This window comes from Pseudomonas simiae (genome assembly GCF_900111895.1).
GTDB lineage: Bacteria > Pseudomonadota > Gammaproteobacteria > Pseudomonadales > Pseudomonadaceae > Aquipseudomonas > Aquipseudomonas simiae.
In genome coordinates this window covers 200722-216445 of sequence record NZ_FOKB01000008.1, presented here as the reverse complement: position 1 = coordinate 216445, position 15724 = coordinate 200722, and the positions used below count along the sequence as shown (strand labels likewise).

Here is a 15724-nt window from a genome sequence, read left to right as displayed (position 1 = left end):
TCTAAGGTGGACTGGCAAGGCATTCTTGCGTTGAGGAACCATTTGATGCGCCCTTTTTTATTGCTCTTTCTGCTGTTCCCGGTGTTGGAGCTGTTCGTATTCGTTCAAGTCAGCAGTGCGATCGGGTTTTTTCCGGCCCTGTTGCTGATCATTCTAGGCTCCATGCTCGGCGTTCTGGTGCTGCGCGTCGCTGGCCTGGCCACCGCGCTGCGTGCCCGTGAAAGCCTGAACCGTGGCGAACTGCCCGCCCAGACCATGCTGGAAGGCCTGATGATGGCCCTGGCTGGCGGCTTGTTGATCCTGCCGGGTTTCATCAGCGACGTAGTCGGCCTGGTGATGTTGCTGCCGTTCACCCGCAAGTTGCTGGCCGGCAAGATGCGCCAGCGCGCCGAAGAAGCCGCGATTCGCCAGCGTGCGTTCGCCGACGACCTGCAACCCCGTGGCGGCCCGGCCCCGCGCCAGCCGTTGGGGCGTGAAGGTGATGTGATCGAAGGCGAGTTCGAACACCGCGACAGCAAATAACCGTTTCACGGCACGGCACCTTCGGGTGCCGTGTTGCATTTACGGGCCGGCACGCGCAAAAAATTTCATCCCCGGCCCCTTGTAATCAGCTTATGCGCCCTTATGTAACGGTCACCGCAAGGTTTCTGGTGGCGACACCAGACAGACTTCCGCGTCTTGCTTGGCGAGGCGCGACCGGCACTGCCGGAATACAACCCGCCGGTACAGACACCGGCCGATGAAAAACACAATTAGGAGAGATCGACAATGAGCAAGCTTCGTCCTCTGCACGACCGCGTCGTAATCCGTCGCAGCGAAGAAGAAAAGAAAACCGCTGGCGGTATCGTTCTGCCAGGTTCGGCTGCTGAAAAAGCCAACCACGGTGTGATCGTCGCTGCGGGCCCAGGCAAGACCCTGGAAAACGGTGATGTGCGTGCGCTGGCCGTTAAAGTCGGTGACAAGGTTGTATTCGGCCCTTACTCCGGCAGCAACACGGTGAAAGTCGACGGCGAAGACCTGCTGGTTATGGCTGAGAACGAGATTCTCGCTGTTCTGGAAGACTGATTTTCCCGCTCATTTTCCCGTTACTACACAGTATTTAAGGAATATCGATCATGGCTGCTAAAGAAGTTAAATTCGGCGATTCCGCCCGCAAGAAAATGCTCACTGGTGTCAACATCCTGGCTGACGCAGTAAAAGCGACCCTGGGCCCGAAAGGCCGTAACGTGATCATCGAGAAAAGCTTCGGCGCTCCGACCATCACCAAGGACGGCGTTTCCGTAGCAAAAGAAATCGAACTGGAAGACCGTTTCGAAAACATGGGCGCGCAGCTGGTCAAAGACGTTGCCTCCCGTGCCAACGATGACGCAGGCGACGGCACCACCACCGCTACCGTCCTGGCCCAGGCGATCGTCAACGAAGGCTACAAAGCCGTCGCTGCCGGCATGAACCCGATGGATCTGAAGCGCGGCATCGACAAGGCGACCATCGCCATCGTCGCCGAGCTGAAAAACCTGTCCAAGCCATGCGCTGACACCAAGGCTATCGCTCAGGTAGGCACCATCTCCGCCAACTCCGACAGCTCCATCGGCGACATCATCGCTGAAGCCATGGAAAAAGTCGGTAAAGAAGGCGTGATCACCGTTGAAGAAGGCACTGGCCTGGAAAACGAACTGTCGGTTGTAGAAGGCATGCAGTTCGACCGTGGCTACCTGTCCCCGTACTTCGTCAACAAGCCAGAAACCATGGTTGCCGAGCTGGACAACCCGCTGATCCTGCTGGTCGACAAAAAGATCTCCAACATCCGCGAAATGCTGCCAGTGCTGGAAGCTGTTGCCAAAGCCGGCCGCCCACTGCTGATCGTTTCCGAAGACGTTGAAGGCGAAGCCCTGGCCACTCTGGTTGTGAACAACATGCGTGGCATCGTCAAAGTCGCGGCCGTCAAGGCTCCAGGCTTCGGCGACCGTCGCAAGGCCATGCTGCAGGACATCGCCGTCCTGACCGGCGGTACCGTTATCTCCGAAGAGATCGGCCTGAGCCTGGAAAGCGCTACCCTGGAAAACCTGGGCAGTGCCAAGCGCGTGACCATCTCCAAAGAAAACACCATCATCGTTGACGGTGCTGGCGTTGAGCAGGACATCCAGGCTCGCATCACTCAGATCCGTGCCCAGGTTGCCGAAACTTCGTCCGACTACGACCGTGAAAAACTGCAAGAGCGTCTGGCCAAGCTGTCCGGCGGCGTAGCAGTGATCAAGGTTGGCGCTGGTTCCGAAGTAGAAATGAAAGAGAAGAAAGCCCGCGTTGAAGACGCCCTGCACGCTACCCGCGCAGCCGTTGAAGAAGGCGTGGTACCTGGCGGTGGCGTTGCGCTGATCCGTGCGCTGGAAGCCCTGACCAACCTGGCCGGCGATAACGCTGACCAGAACGTCGGTATCGCTGTGCTGCGTCGTGCTGTTGAAGCGCCGCTGCGCCAGATCGCTGCCAACTCCGGCGACGAGCCAAGCGTTGTGGTCAACGAAGTCAAGAACGGCAAAGGTAACTACGGTTACAACGCTGCGACTGGCGTGTATGGCGACATGATCGAAATGGGCATCCTGGACCCTACCAAGGTGACTCGTTCCGCGCTGCAAGCCGCAGCCTCCATCGGTGGCCTGATCCTGACCACCGAAGCGGCTATCGCTGACAAGCCTAAGGCTGAAGGCTCGGCTGGCGGCGGTATGCCAGACATGGGCGGCATGGGTGGCATGGGCGGCATGATGTAAGCCAGCCTTACCCCTGTACTGAAAAAGCCCCGCTTGCAGTGATGCAAGCGGGGCTTTTTTATGTGTGCGTGGAAAGCGCCGGTGGCTGAGCACGTTTGCCTGCCTAGGTGCTTATCGCCTGCGCCTCAACCTTTTTGAGGGACGATAGAGCAGCAGACGATACAGGCCCAGGCAGACCTGTTCGCGGCGATTTTCGCCCCGACACTGTAGTCAGCTTGTGAAGCTATAGTGAAAATCTCGTTCAACACTACAATCAGTTGAAAACCTATATCTGCGTGCCTTTCAGCTCTATCCCTGAGCCACACTTGGCCTTAAGCTGCGCGAGCCAACACGGCCGTTACCGCGTACGGAGACACTGCCCATGCGAATTCTATTGGTTGAAGACAACCGCGATATTCTGGCCAACCTGGCTGATTACCTGGGGCTAAAAGGTTATACCGTGGACTGTGCGCAGGACGGTTTGTCGGGGCTGCACCTGGCCGCGACCGAGCATTACGACCTGATTGTGCTCGACATCATGCTGCCCGGCATCGATGGCTACACCCTGTGCAAACGCCTGCGTGAAGATGCGCGCCGCGACACGCCAGTGATCATGCTCACTGCCCGCGACCAGCTGGATGACCGGTTGCAGGGCTTCAAGTCCGGCGCCGATGACTACCTGCTCAAGCCGTTTGCCCTGTCGGAACTGGCCGCGCGTATCGAGGCCGTATTGCGCCGTGCCCAGGGGGGCGGGCGCCGCGCCTTGCAGGTAGGCGACTTGAGCTACGACCTCGATACCCTGGAAGTGACCCGCGAAGGGCGCCTGCTCAAGCTCAACCCGGTCGGCCTGAAACTGCTGGCGGTGCTGATGCAGAAGAGCCCGCACGTGCTGCGCCGCGAAATCCTCGAAGAAGCCCTGTGGGGCGATGACTGCCCGGACAGTGACAGCCTGCGCAGCCACGTTCACCAATTGCGCCAAGTGATCGATAAGCCGTTCGCCAAGCCGTTGCTGCAAACGGTGCACGGCGTGGGTTATCGCCTGGCCGAGGGTCGTGATGGAGTTTAAGCAAAGCCTTGCCCAACGGATCATCATCGCCTTTGCCTTGATGAGTGCGTTGGTGGCGGGGGCCTTCGCCATGGGTATCGTCGCGACGGTGCACCTAGTGGAAGAGAAGCTGATCTCGGCGGGCCTGGGCGGTGACCTGCAACGCTTGTTGTTGATGGACACGGTCGAAGACTGGCGGCACCGGCCCGAGCCGGATCAGCTGTTCTACTTCAGCGGTGGCCCTGGCGACTTCGAGTTGCCTAAGGATTTACGCCACCTTGAACCCGGGTTCCATGAGGTGTTCCGCGAAGCGCTGTCGTACCACGCCATGGTCGAAGTGGTCGACGGCCGGCGCTACGTGTTGCTGCAAGACCAAAGCGATTTCGAAGAGCGCGAGCGCGTGCTGTTTGCCGTGGTGCTGGTGGGCTTCGTACTCAGCCTGGCGCTGGCAGTATTCCTGGGTTGGGTATTGGCGCGCAAAGTGATGGCGCCGGTCGTGCGCCTGGCCCGCCAGGTGCGTCACCGTGACCAACTGCTGGGCCTGGCACCGCCGCTGGCGCCGGACTACGCGGCCGACGAAGTGGGGGAGCTGGCGGTAGCTTTCGATGCCACCCTGGGGCGTCTGCGTCAGGCATTGTCCCGCGAGCAGTTGTTCACGAGTGATGTCAGCCACGAATTGCGCACGCCGTTGATGGTGCTGGCCAGCTCCTGCGAACTGCTGTTGGAAAACCCGGCCATCGATCAGCGTGGGCGTAACCAGGTGCTGCGTATCGCCAGGGCCTGCGAAGAAATGCGCGAACTGGTGCAGACCTTCCTGATGCTGGCCCGTGCCCAGCACGATGAATCGGCCATGTCGCTGCAGGTGAGCCTTGGGCAGGTGGCGGAGGATCTGCTCGGCATCTGGCGCGAGCCCATCGAGCAAAAAGGCCTGGAGCTGATCTACCAACCCGGTCATCCCCTGGATACGCGCTATAACACTACCTTCCTGCACGCCGTCATGGGCAACCTGCTGCGCAACGCCCTGCATTACACCGAGAAAGGGTTTATCCGTCTGACTCTGGAGCCCGCGGGCTTTGTAGTGGAAGACAGCGGGGTCGGCATTCCCGAAGACAAGCGTGAAGCGATGTTCGAGCCGTTTGTACGCGGCAGCGAGAAGCGCGGAGAAGGCCTGGGCCTGGGGTTGTCGCTGGTGCAGCGCATCTGCGAAAACCAGGGCTGGACCGTGAGCCTCAGCACCATGGAGCCCAACGGTTGCCGCTTTCATGTGCAATTGAGTCAGGTCAACGCCTGACTCCACCCCCCCTGCCGTTATCCTGCCAGACATCCCGGTAAATCGGCGAAGATGGCCCCATGCTATTGCTTGTATCTGTAAAGTCTTGAAATGTATGGGATTGGACAGGACAAGTTTTTCACAACGGGTTGACCTGTTGATCACAGTTCGGTGCTTAAGGTTGTAGGCATCAGTCACTGGAGATCCGTTGATGTCTAACCCGATCAAGCTCGAATTTTCCGAAAAGTACGACGACGAGCACGCCCAGAATTATTTGCTCAAACATCAGGACAATCTGGCCCGTCGGCTGTCACACAAACGCGACGAGCAGTTGGCCCGTGGCGCGTTGGCGATGGCTGGCGAGCCGGGGCTGGTGTTGGACCTGCCGTGCGGTGCGGGGCGTTTCTGGCCACTGTTGGCGGAAAAACCCAATCGCGTGATCATCGGCGCGGACAATTCGGCCTCCATGTTGAAGGTCGCAACGGTCGCTCAGCCCGCTGACGTCGTGAAACGGGTACGGCCTTTGCAGACATCTGCCTTTGATATTGATCTGCCAGATAACGCTGTCGACAGTATTTTCTGTATGCGCCTGATGCACCACATTGGTGATCCCGCGCATCGGTTGGCGATACTGCGGGAGTTTCAGCGTGTTACGCGTGACAGCGTGATCCTTTCGCTGTGGGTAGACGGCAATTTCAAGGCCTGGAAGCGCAAGCGCGCCGAAGTGAAACGTCGCAAGAAGGGTGAGCAGGACGGTTACCAAAACCGGTTTGTGTTACCGGCTGCTACTGTTGAAGCAGAATTTGAGGAGGCCGGTTTTCGGGTCCAGGAATCCCTGGACTTCATACCGCTGTACGCCATGTGGCGAGTGTATGTATTGCGCAAGAGGTAACAGGATGGCAGTTGAGTGCGTAGCAGGCAGTCATGTAGCGCCCGAAGAACGATTCGATTATTTCTGGCGTCAGCAGGGTGAGTGGGTCGAGGAGCCCAACCGTCGGCGTGGCGGTGAAAGTGGCGTACAACGCGTGATGAGCACCAATGGCCGCCTGCTCTACAGCAAGCGCCAGACCGGGCATATCTACCGCAGTTGGCTGCACCCGTTTGGCCGTCCCACCGTGTTGCGTGAGCGGGATGCGATCAAGGGCCTGCGCCTGTTGGATGTACGCGTGCCGGAAATGGTCTTTTGTGAGGCGCGCCGCGACCCCGAGCACGGCTGGAAGGCCCTGTTGGTGACCGCAGCCCTCGAAGGCTTCGACGAAATTGAAAACTGGTACGCCGCGGGTGGTCGTGAGCAGTACGGCGAGGTGGTGCATGAGCGTGTGCTCAAGGAACTGGCTGGCACGCTTGCGCGTATGCACAAGGGCCGTTGGCAGCATGGCTGCCTGTACATCAAGCATATTTTCGTGCGGGTGACGGGCGCAGGCGATTCGGCCAACGTCGAAGTGGCATTGTTGGATTTCGAAAAATGCCGCCAGCGCTTGACCGCTTATCGGGCCGCTTCCCATGACATGCTGCAACTGCGCCGCCATTCGTCGTGGAACGATACCGACTGGAAGAAACTCAGCTACTTTTACGAGACGGCGTTTGGCAGCGCTATCAAGGGTTTAACCAGATGAAGCTAGAAATAGCACGAGGTTTTTTCCTGGTCGGGGCGTTGGGCGTTGCAGCCTTGGCGCTGGCGGCCTGGGAACAGCCTCGCACACAGGTGCTCAGTGCAACGCAGGGTGGCGCGCAATGCCTGTTGCCGCGCGTCGCCAAGGCGAGCACGGCGGCCAAGCCTGATCATGAGTTGTTGCTGTTCATGTTCGGCATGTCTCAAGGGATGAGGCCACAGAGTTGAAACGATTCAAACCCCCAGAAAAGGGCCTTGCGATGCGAGGCCCTTTTTTTTGGGATGTGTGTCAGGCCTTGTCCGGTTTGGCGAGCAAGGTGTACACGCACGGCAGCACAAACAAGGTAAACAGCGTACCGATCGACATCCCCGTGGCAATCACCATGCCGATATCAAACCGGCTCACCGCACCGGCACCCGTCGCCAAGATCAGCGGCACCATGCCGAACACCATTGCCGCGGTGGTCATCAACACCGGTCGCAGGCGAATTGCCGCGGCTTCCTCCACCGCCTGCCTGGGCGTCAGGCCCTTGTCTTTGCGCAATTGGTTGGCGAACTCGACGATCAGGATCCCGTGTTTGCTGATCAGGCCGATCAGCGTCACCAGGCCAACCTGGGTGTAGATGTTCATGCTCGACCAACCAAGGAACAGCGGAATCAGCGCCCCGCAGATCGACAGCGGCACCGTTACCAGGATCACCAAGGGGTCACGGAAACTCTCGAACTGCGCCGCCAGTACCAGGAAGATGATCGCCAGGGCCAGGCCAAAGGTCGCCCACAGCGCCGTGCCTTCCTGGATGAATTGCCGGGACGCGCCGCTGTAGTCGAACGCGTAACCGGGCGGAGTCTCTTCAATAGCGATCTGGCGCACGGTGTCGATGGCCTCGCCCATGCTGACGATGGGGAAGCCTGAGATCAGCGCCGAGTTGAGTTGCTGGAACTGGTTCAACTGCCGGGGGCGGGCGCGGTCCGTCACGGTGATCAGGGTCGAGAGTGGCAGCACTTCACCCTGGGCGTTCTTCACGTAGTAGTTGTTCAGCCACTCGGGGTTGTCGCGGTAGGTGCGCTCGACCTGGGCGATCACCTTGTAACTGCGCCCGTCCAGGGTGAATCGGTTGATTTCCGCCTCGGCCAGCAAGGTCGCCAGGGTACCGCCGAGGTCCTGCATCGATACGCCCATCTGCGCCGCCTTGGCGCGGTCGATGTCCACCACCACTTCGGGTTTGTCGAACGCCAGGTCGATATCGACAAAGGCGAACTTGCCCGACTCCATCGCGCGCTTCTTCACGCGATTGGCCACTTCGAGCAACGACTCATAATCGTTGGCCGTGTTGATCACAAAGCCGAACGGCAGCCCTTCGCCCGTGCCCGGCAGGGACGGCAGGTTGAAGCCGAACACCTGCAGGCCGGGAATCTGCTCAAGGCGTTTTTGCACCTCGGGCAGGATCTGCATCTGGGTGCGGTCGCGCTCGTTCCACGGCTTGAGCAGGAAGCCGCCGATGCCTGATTGCACGCCGTTGAAACCGTTGATCTGGAACGACGAGTAGTACTCCGGAAACGCCTTGAAGATGTTGATGAACTCGTCGGTGTAGGTGTTGAGGTATTCCAGGTTGGTCGGCTGCGGTGCGCTGGCAATCATGAAGATGATGCCTTGGTCTTCGTCGGGGGCCAGTTGCGACTGGGTGAACTTGAGGAACACCGGAATCAGGCACAGCACGATCAAGGCAAACACGATTACCACCGGCCGCGTGTTCAGGGTGCCGTGCAACATGCGTTGGTAGCGGCGCTTGAGGCCATCGAACATTCGGTCGAGGCGGTGGGCCAGACCCGACGGGTTTTCATCATGGCGCAACAGCAGCGCGCACATCATCGGCGACAGGGTCAGGGCGACAATGCCGGAAATGATCACCGCCCCGGCCAGGGTCAGGGCGAACTCCTTGAACAAGGCGCCGGTAAGTCCTTCGAGAAAGCCGATCGGCGCATACACCGCCGCCAAGGTGATGGTCATCGACACCACCGGGAGGGCGATCTCCCGTGCACCTTCCAATGCCGCATCCAGCGGCGTCTTGCCTTCCTCGATGTGCCGGTGGATGTTTTCCACCACCACGATGGCGTCGTCCACCACCAGGCCGATAGCCAGCACCATCGCCAGCAAGGTCAGCAGGTTGATCGAGTAGCCCATCAACTGCATGAAAAACAGCACGCCGATCATCGACAGCGGAATGGTGATCACCGGGATCACCACCGAACGCAGGGCCCCAAGGAACAGGAACACCACCACGATCACGATCAGCACGGCTTCAAACAGCGTCTTGACCACTTCGTTGATGGACGCCTGGATAAACAGCGTGGCGTCGTAGGCAATTTCCGCCTTGAGGTTGGGCGGCAGCTGGGACTCCAGCTCCGGCAGGATCTTGCGCACTTCCTTGATCACATCCAGCGGGTTGGCGCTGGGCGTGGCCTTGATGCCGATGTACACCGACGGCGTGCCGCCAAACGAGCTGATGGCGTTGTAGTTTTCCGCGCCCATTTCCACCCGGGCCACGTCCCGCAGCAGCACGCGGCTGTCGCCGTCGGTTTTCACGCTGATGGCGCCGAACGCTTCGGCGGACTTGAGGTCGGTGTTGGCGTTGATGCTGGTCACCACGAACTCGCCCTTCACCTCGCCGGCAGCGGAGAGGAAGTTGTAGCGGCGCACGGCGTCGGTGATGTCGCTGGCACTGAGGCCGAAACCGGCCAATTTCACCGGGTCGAGCCAGATGCGCATGGCGAACACCTGGTTGCCGAGGATCTCCGCTTCGGCCATGCCCGGCAGGGTGGCGAGCTTGGGTTGGATGACCCGCGACAAGTAATCGGTGATCTGTGGGTTGCTCAACTGCCCGCTTGAAAAGCTGATGTACATCAGCGCCGAGGCATCGGCAGCCTCTTTGCTCAGCACCGGGTCTTCGGCGTCTTGCGGCAGCTTGTTCTTGACCTCGTTGGCCTTGGCCAGCAGTTCGGTAAACAGGCGGTCGCTGTTGGAGCCGATGCGTGCGTAGATCGAGATCACCGAAAAGTTCTGGCGGCTCACCGAGGTCATGTAGTCGATGCCTTCGGCACTGGCCAGGCTTTGCTGCAAGGGCTGGGTGATGTAGCCCTGAATGGTCTCGGCATTCGCGCCGGGGTAGGCGGTGGTCACTGTGATCAGGGCGTTTTCCATGCTCGGGTATTGGCGCAGCGGCAACGTGCTGTAGGCCTGGAAACCCAGCAGCACGATCAGCAGGCTGACCACCATGGCCAGCACCGGACGGCGGATAAAGACGTCTGTGAACTTCATGGCTCAATGCCCTGCCGGCAGGTTTTTGTCCGGGCTGATGGCAATGGGCGTGCCGTTGTCCAGTTTCAGCTGGCCGGCGCTGACCACCTGTTCACCGGCCTTGAGGCCCTTGCTCACCAGCACCAGGCCGCCGCGTCGCTCACCGGTCTCGACGAAGCGTCGCTCGGCGATCAGCAGCGGCTTGCCATCGGCGTCCTTTTCTACCTCGCCACCCTCGGTTTTTTTCTCGGCCACGGCGTACACCGAATTGCCGTAGAGGGTGTAGGTGATCGCGCCTTCCGGCACCACAATCTGCGGGGCGGGATTGGGCAGTAGCACGTCCAGGCGGGTGAACATACCGGGCAGCAGCTTGCCCTCCGGGTTGGCCAGGGTGGCGCGTACCAGCACGTTGCGCGTGCTGTTCTCGACCTTGGGGTTGATCGCACTGATGCTGCCGGGGAATTGTTCGCCGGGATAAGCCGAGACCTCCACCTGCACCGGCTGCCCGGGGGCGACCTTGGGCACGGCGTGTTCGGGGATATAGAAGTCGACGTAGAGGCTGCTGAGGTCTTGCAAGGTAGCGATCACCGTGCCGCTGGCCAGGTAGTCGCCCACGTCCACCTGGCGAATGCCGATGGTGCCGCCGAACGGCGCGACGATGTGCTTCTTCGCCAGGGAGGCCTTGAGCTGATTGACGGTGGCCTTGTTCTTTTGCAGTTGCGCGGAAAGGCGGTCGAACTCGCCTTTTGAGATGGCTTGGCTGCCCACCAGTTGGCTGCCGCGACCGTAATCCAGCTGCGCCAGGCCTAAGTCGGCCTGGGCAGTTTCCAGCAGCGCGCTTTCCACCGCGCTGTCGAGTTGCACCAAGGGTTGCCCGGTCTTGACCTTCTGTCCGGACTCGAACTGCACGTCCTTGACGGTGCCGGCAATCTCCAGGCTCAGGTTGACTCCTTGCAACGCCTTGAGCGTGCCCACCGAGGATACGCGCAGCTGCCAGGGCTGCTCGGTCGCCGTCGCCACGGCCACACTCACTGCCGGCTTGGGCTTGGAGAAGACCTGGATCTGCTGATAGATGGAAAAGGCTTTATAGCCCGCCAGCAGCAGGACGATTAACAGGACCACACCCAACATGATCAGCATGCGACGACGCAGCATATTCCGATTCCTTGGAGAACCTTGAAGGCAGGTAAGCGTTTTGTAGGCGCGAGCTTGCTCGCAATGAACGTGTACGCACCGCGTTCATCCAGGCTTCACGCATTATCGTTGAGGTTTTTCGCGAGCAAGCTCGCGCCTACAAAGTGTAGTGGGGATTTCAGACGGTATTTTTGACAGGTAACAGGGCCAGGATGGGCCCTGTTAAGCGCGGCGGGGTCAGATCAGATGCAGATGGTTATCCCAGAGCCCTGCCGGTAATTCCAACGGTTTTGCTACCAACTGTTTCTGGCGGCAATCGTAGAACCGGCAGCGGCCTTGGCCCGAGGTCACGACAAAGCCATCCTCGACTGCACCCACACCGGCACAGTCGGGCAGCGGCCCATCCAGGCGCAGCTCGCCGCTGTCCATGTCCCAGATAAAGAAGCGATTGCCCCGTGGCGCGGTCAACGCCACCAGGCGTAATTCGCTGTGCACGGCGACGCTGGCGGTGTAGTGCCCCATGGCCTGCAACTGCTCATCGGCCACCGGAAACGCCACGAACGGCTGGCCCGGACGTTTGATTGCCAACAGCTCGGAACGCTCCTGGGACGGTCCCATGAATTGCTGCCCGGTGAGGATGGTGCCATCGCTGGCGATCCCCATATGGCGCACGCTGTTCATCTGCTGGCCCAGGGTTTCCTTGCTGATCAGGCGGCCGTCGCGGTGCATCAGCACCAGGCTCGGCTCCATGGCGTTGAGGTTCATTTCCACGCGACTTTCGGCTTCGGTACGAATGCCGCCGTTGGCCACCACCAGCGTCTCACCGTCGGGCATCCACGACACCTGATGCGGGCCGATGCCATGGGTGGAGATCTCGCCGGTATGCACCAGCCGTTCGCCTTCGAACTTATACACACCGAGCAGGCCACGGCCGGGGTCGCTTGTGTCGTTTTCGGTGGCGTACAGCCAGTCGCCGCTCTGATGGATGACCGCGTGGCCGTAGAAGTGGCGATTGGCTTTCGAGGTGATGGTTTGCAGCAGCGCGCCATTACGCAGGTCAATCAGGTAACTCTCGGTGCCCGGGCGACGGGCGACAAACAGAGCAATCGGCAGCGTCGGGTGGTTGATGATGTCGTGGCAACGCTGGCCGACCTGGGTGGTAAACACCGGCTTGCCGTCCAGGCGATAGCCCACGGCGTAGTGCTTGCCGTCTGCATCATCCCGCGCCGAGAGCAGCAGCGGGCCCTTGTCTTTCCCCTTGAACAGCGTCCAGCCACCCAGCGTGAGAGCACTGAGCAATACGCTGCCAACCGCCAAAGCCTGTCGCCTGAGCATCATCAGTCACCGTCGTTGGCGTTAAAGCCCAGTTGAATGCCCAGCGCCTTGGCCAACTCGCCTTCGTGCAGGCGGTGGACGACGTTGAGGCTGTCGTAGATATCGTTAAGCTGCTGGCGTCCGGCGTCGTCGGCCAGCAGTTCATTGAGGGTGCGCTGGTTGCTGGCAAACAGTTTCAGCGACGCAGCATAGGCGGCGTCGATCTTGTCGGCCAACGGCTTCTGCTCGGACGGCAGCAGGCCACGCAGGCCCTTGTTGTCGACGCCGACCCACACGGTCTGGGCCGCCGCGAGGCTGGCTTCGAGGCTTTGCAGGGACGACTGGCTGCGCCAGGCATTCGCCTGGAAGGGCTGCGGGATGCCTTTGGTCTGGCGACCCATCGGCGTACCGAGTTTCTTTTTCAGGGTGTCCAGCGCGGTCACCTGGACGCGCAGTAGATCGGCGATGGCTTCGTGGGAATCGGCGTAGCGCTGGTTCGGAAACGTGGTCATCTGCGCCAGCATGCCGTCGGTGCTGTTCCAGCTGGCCAGGATCTCTTCGGCCAGCGCCTTCTGACGGTCGCCGATCGCCACCAGCAGCGGGCAGTAACGGGCCTTTTGCGCTTCGTCAGCGATGTCGGTCTTGGCGTCGTAGAGGATGTATTCGTAGGCCGACAGGCCTTGCACCACCACACTGGACTTGGCGAGGGCGGCGCCGTCGATCTGCGGCTGGCTGGCGACCAGTTGCTCGACCTGCCGGCCGACCAGGTTCTTCTTGTCTGGCCAGAACTGTACCTGCCACGAACGGTTGCCTTCCGCCAGCGGGCCGATCAACAGCGGTTGCAGCTCGGCCCAGGCCTTTTGCGCGTGCAGGAAGTCGGCACGGGCGGTGTCCAGGCTCTCTTTGCCCTGGCAATAGGCCAGGGCGCTGACGGCCAGTTGGCGGTCGGCTTCGACCCAGCGGCTGTAGGTCGGCAGGATCACTTGCTTGGCGATGGCCGCCGAGGTCACTGCTTGCGGGTCTTGCGGCGAGCAGGCGCCGAGTGCGAGGGCGGCCAGGCTGGTGAACAACAACTTGGGACGGAACATGTCGAGCTCCCTTCTGTAATTGGGGCGAAGCTTATAAAGAATTCAGGAACGCCAGCAACGCAGCGCGCTGCTCGGCATTAAAGGACAACACCTGCTGCTGCGCCGCTTGTGCTTCACCGCCGTGCCACAGCACGGCTTCCAGCAGGTTGCGGGCGCGGCCGTCATGCAAGAACTGGGTGTGGCCACTCACGGTCTGCGTCAGGCCGATGCCCCACAACGGCGGCGTGCGCCAGTCGCGGCCACCGGCCTTGAATTCGCTGCGATTGTCGGCCAGGCCGTCGCCCATGTCGTGCAACAGCAGGTCGCTGTAGGGGCGGATCACCTGGTTGGCCAGCTCGGGTTCGGCGGCATTCGCGGCCGTGGTGAAGGCTGGCGTGTGGCAACCCTGGCAGCCCGCTTGATAGAACAGGGTTTTACCGGCCAGCACCTGCGGCGTGTTGACGCCACGGCGTGCCGGCACGGCGAGGTTGCGGGTGTAGAACAGCACCAGGCGCAGGATATTGTCACTGACTTCCGGCTCGCCATCGGGGCCATTGCCGTTGGGGGCCTGTTTGCAGGCGACTTGGGCGTCGGTGCAGTCATCGAACGGTCTCAGGGTGGTGGTAAGGCCCATATCACCAGAGAACGCGTGAACATTTTGTTGATTGAGGTTGGGTTGCCCGGCCTTCCAGCCAAAACGCCCGAGCACGGTTTTTTGCTGGGCATCGTCCCAGACCCAGTTGGCGCGGCCGATGATGGCTGCTTTGTCGGCGGTTTTCGGGTCGGTGTTGCGCAAGATATCAGCGTCGCTGATGGCTTCGAGCAGGCCCAGGCCAATCATCGGCGGGGCGATGCGTGCGGAGAAACGAGTGTCCGGATGCATCGGGCCGTAGCCAAGCTGGGTGATTTGCAGGTCCGGCTTGCGCAACTCGACCACTGTGCCGTCTTTGAATGTCACGTTGACCGGTGTGTAGTCGACGCGCACCTTGCCTTCCGGCGTTACCCCCGGCACGGCCATGTCCTGCAGTTGTCCGCCGTAGACCGGCTCGGGCACCACACCGACCTGTTCGATGAGCTTGGCATACGGCGCTGCATCCGGAATGGACAGGCGCACCAGCATCGACACGGCATTAGGTGAGTCGGGTAACGGCGGATGCCCGCGACCGTCTTTGATATGGCAATTCTGGCAGGCATTGGTGTTGAACAGCGGGCCCAGGCCATCACGCGCGGTGGTGGTGGACGGCGCGATCACCCAGGGGCTGCGAAAGAAGCTATTGCCGACGCTGAAATCCAGCCGACGAGTGGGCGACAGGTTGGCCGATGGCAGCGAAAACGCGTTCTGGTCGCGCTTGTTCACGGTCGCCGCACCGCCCGCCCGTGCTTCACCCGGCTCGGCCTTGGTAAACCTGGGCGCGTCATCGCAGGCGGTCAGGCTCAAGGCCAGCAAGGCTGCGGACAGGCGAAAAAGCGAGCGGAGCATCGAGTTTCCTGAACCAAGGCAGAAAATAAGGTCGCAAAGTCTAACAGGGCGGGGCGCAATGAATAAGAGCAATTATCGTTTGGTCGAATTCGATTCATTCCCGCTAGAATGGCCGCACATTTTTCTCTGGAGGTGGCCAATGCAGGCTCTCGACGCTTTGCTCAACCGTGTTTCCGTGCCGCGTTTGCTGGAACCGGCACCGACCCAGGAGCAGCGCGACGTGCTGTTCGCCGCCGCCATGCGCGCGCCCGACCACGGCCAACTGCGTCCGTGGCGTTTCCTCACTGTCGAAGGGGCCGCCCGCGAACAGATGGGCACGCTGCTGGCCGAAGCTGCCCGCCTGCAAGACGCCGATGCACCACAAGCTGCCATCGACAAGGCCCAGAACGGCCCATTGCGCGCCCCCTTGGTAGTGGTGGTGATTGCCCGTCTGCAGGAGCACTTCAAGGTGCCGAAATCCGAGCAATTGCTGGCGGCGGCCTGTGCAGCCCACGGCATCCTGCTGGCAGCGTATGCCCAGGGGATTGGTGCCGTGTGGCGCACTGGTGAATTGTCCTACTCGGCCCACGTCGCCAAAGGCCTGGGGCTCACGGCAGACGAGGAAGTGATTGGCTTCCTCTACCTGGGCACACCGCAGAACCCGCCGCGTACCGCAGCTAAAGAAGACCTGACGCAGTTTGTCAGCGCCTGGACCGGTCTCTGAACCACCGCCGATCTGCTCTATGTGGGAGCTGGCTTGCCTGCGATAGCATCGACTCGGTTCTTA

The 15724-nt window shown here is 60.9% G+C and carries 14 protein-coding genes; 9 read left to right on the top strand and 5 right to left on the bottom strand.

Going from position 1 to position 15724, the window contains the following annotated elements; genetic code table 11:
* The first annotated feature begins 45 nt into the window (after positions 1-45).
* From BMZ57_RS23095 to BMZ57_RS23060, 8 genes are all read left to right on the top strand, one after another.
* On the top strand, positions 46-522 hold the full coding sequence (locus BMZ57_RS23095) for an FxsA family protein (protein ID WP_016975517.1): 477 nt from the start codon (positions 46-48) through the stop codon (positions 520-522).
* Between the two features lie 246 nt (positions 523-768).
* A complete protein-coding gene (locus tag BMZ57_RS23090; protein WP_003175874.1) occupies positions 769-1065 on the top strand; it encodes a co-chaperone GroES in 297 nt (98 codons plus the stop codon).
* A 50-nt stretch (positions 1066-1115) separates the two neighbouring features.
* Positions 1116-2762, top strand: coding sequence for a chaperonin GroEL (groL, locus tag BMZ57_RS23085; RefSeq protein ID WP_010208010.1), 1647 nt, complete (start codon positions 1116-1118; stop codon positions 2760-2762).
* Between the two features lie 361 nt (positions 2763-3123).
* Positions 3124-3807, top strand: a complete 684-nt coding sequence (gene colR / locus BMZ57_RS23080; protein ID WP_003175870.1) for a two-component system response regulator ColR — start codon at positions 3124-3126, stop codon at positions 3805-3807.
* Complete coding sequence (locus tag BMZ57_RS23075) at positions 3797-5077, top strand: sensor histidine kinase (RefSeq protein WP_010208012.1); 1281 nt, start codon at positions 3797-3799, stop codon at positions 5075-5077. Before colR ends, BMZ57_RS23075 begins: the two co-directional genes overlap by 11 nt.
* Before the next feature lie 190 nt (positions 5078-5267).
* Complete coding sequence (locus BMZ57_RS23070) at positions 5268-5948, top strand: class I SAM-dependent methyltransferase (protein ID WP_010208014.1); 681 nt, start codon at positions 5268-5270, stop codon at positions 5946-5948.
* A gap of 4 nt (positions 5949-5952) precedes the next feature.
* Positions 5953-6672, top strand: a complete 720-nt coding sequence (locus tag BMZ57_RS23065; protein WP_010208016.1) for a lipopolysaccharide kinase InaA family protein — start codon at positions 5953-5955, stop codon at positions 6670-6672.
* On the top strand, positions 6669-6896 hold the full coding sequence (locus tag BMZ57_RS23060) for a hypothetical protein (protein WP_010208018.1): 228 nt from the start codon (positions 6669-6671) through the stop codon (positions 6894-6896). The genes BMZ57_RS23065 and BMZ57_RS23060 overlap by 4 nt, the downstream gene beginning before the upstream one ends.
* A 61-nt stretch (positions 6897-6957) precedes the next feature.
* Here BMZ57_RS23060 and BMZ57_RS23055 read toward each other — a convergent pair whose 3' ends face one another.
* From BMZ57_RS23055 to BMZ57_RS23035, 5 genes are all read right to left on the bottom strand, one after another.
* Positions 6958-9984 carry a multidrug efflux RND transporter permease subunit gene (locus BMZ57_RS23055; protein WP_010208020.1) on the bottom strand — a complete coding sequence of 1009 codons (3027 nt, stop codon included), beginning with the start codon at positions 9982-9984 and terminating at the stop codon, positions 6958-6960.
* A 3-nt stretch (positions 9985-9987) separates the two neighbouring features.
* Positions 9988-11118, bottom strand: a complete 1131-nt coding sequence (locus tag BMZ57_RS23050) for an efflux RND transporter periplasmic adaptor subunit (RefSeq protein WP_010208021.1) — start codon at positions 11116-11118, stop codon at positions 9988-9990.
* 216 nt (positions 11119-11334) lie between these two features.
* Positions 11335-12432 (bottom strand): DUF1513 domain-containing protein, encoded by a 1098-nt coding sequence (locus BMZ57_RS23045; RefSeq protein WP_010208022.1) that lies wholly within the window; start codon positions 12430-12432, stop codon positions 11335-11337.
* Positions 12433-12434: 2 nt separating this feature from the next.
* Positions 12435-13499 (bottom strand): imelysin family protein, encoded by a 1065-nt coding sequence (locus tag BMZ57_RS23040; protein WP_069672759.1) that lies wholly within the window; start codon positions 13497-13499, stop codon positions 12435-12437.
* Positions 13500-13530: 31 nt separating this feature from the next.
* On the bottom strand, positions 13531-14958 hold the full coding sequence (locus BMZ57_RS23035; protein WP_021491210.1) for a di-heme oxidoreductase family protein: 1428 nt from the start codon (positions 14956-14958) through the stop codon (positions 13531-13533).
* Positions 14959-15097: 139 nt separating this feature from the next.
* Here BMZ57_RS23035 and BMZ57_RS23030 point away from each other — a divergent pair, with 139 nt between their 5' ends.
* Entirely contained in the window at positions 15098-15661 is a 564-nt protein-coding gene (locus tag BMZ57_RS23030; RefSeq protein ID WP_010208025.1) for an NAD(P)H nitroreductase, read from the top strand.
* The last annotated feature ends 63 nt before the right edge of the window (positions 15662-15724 follow it).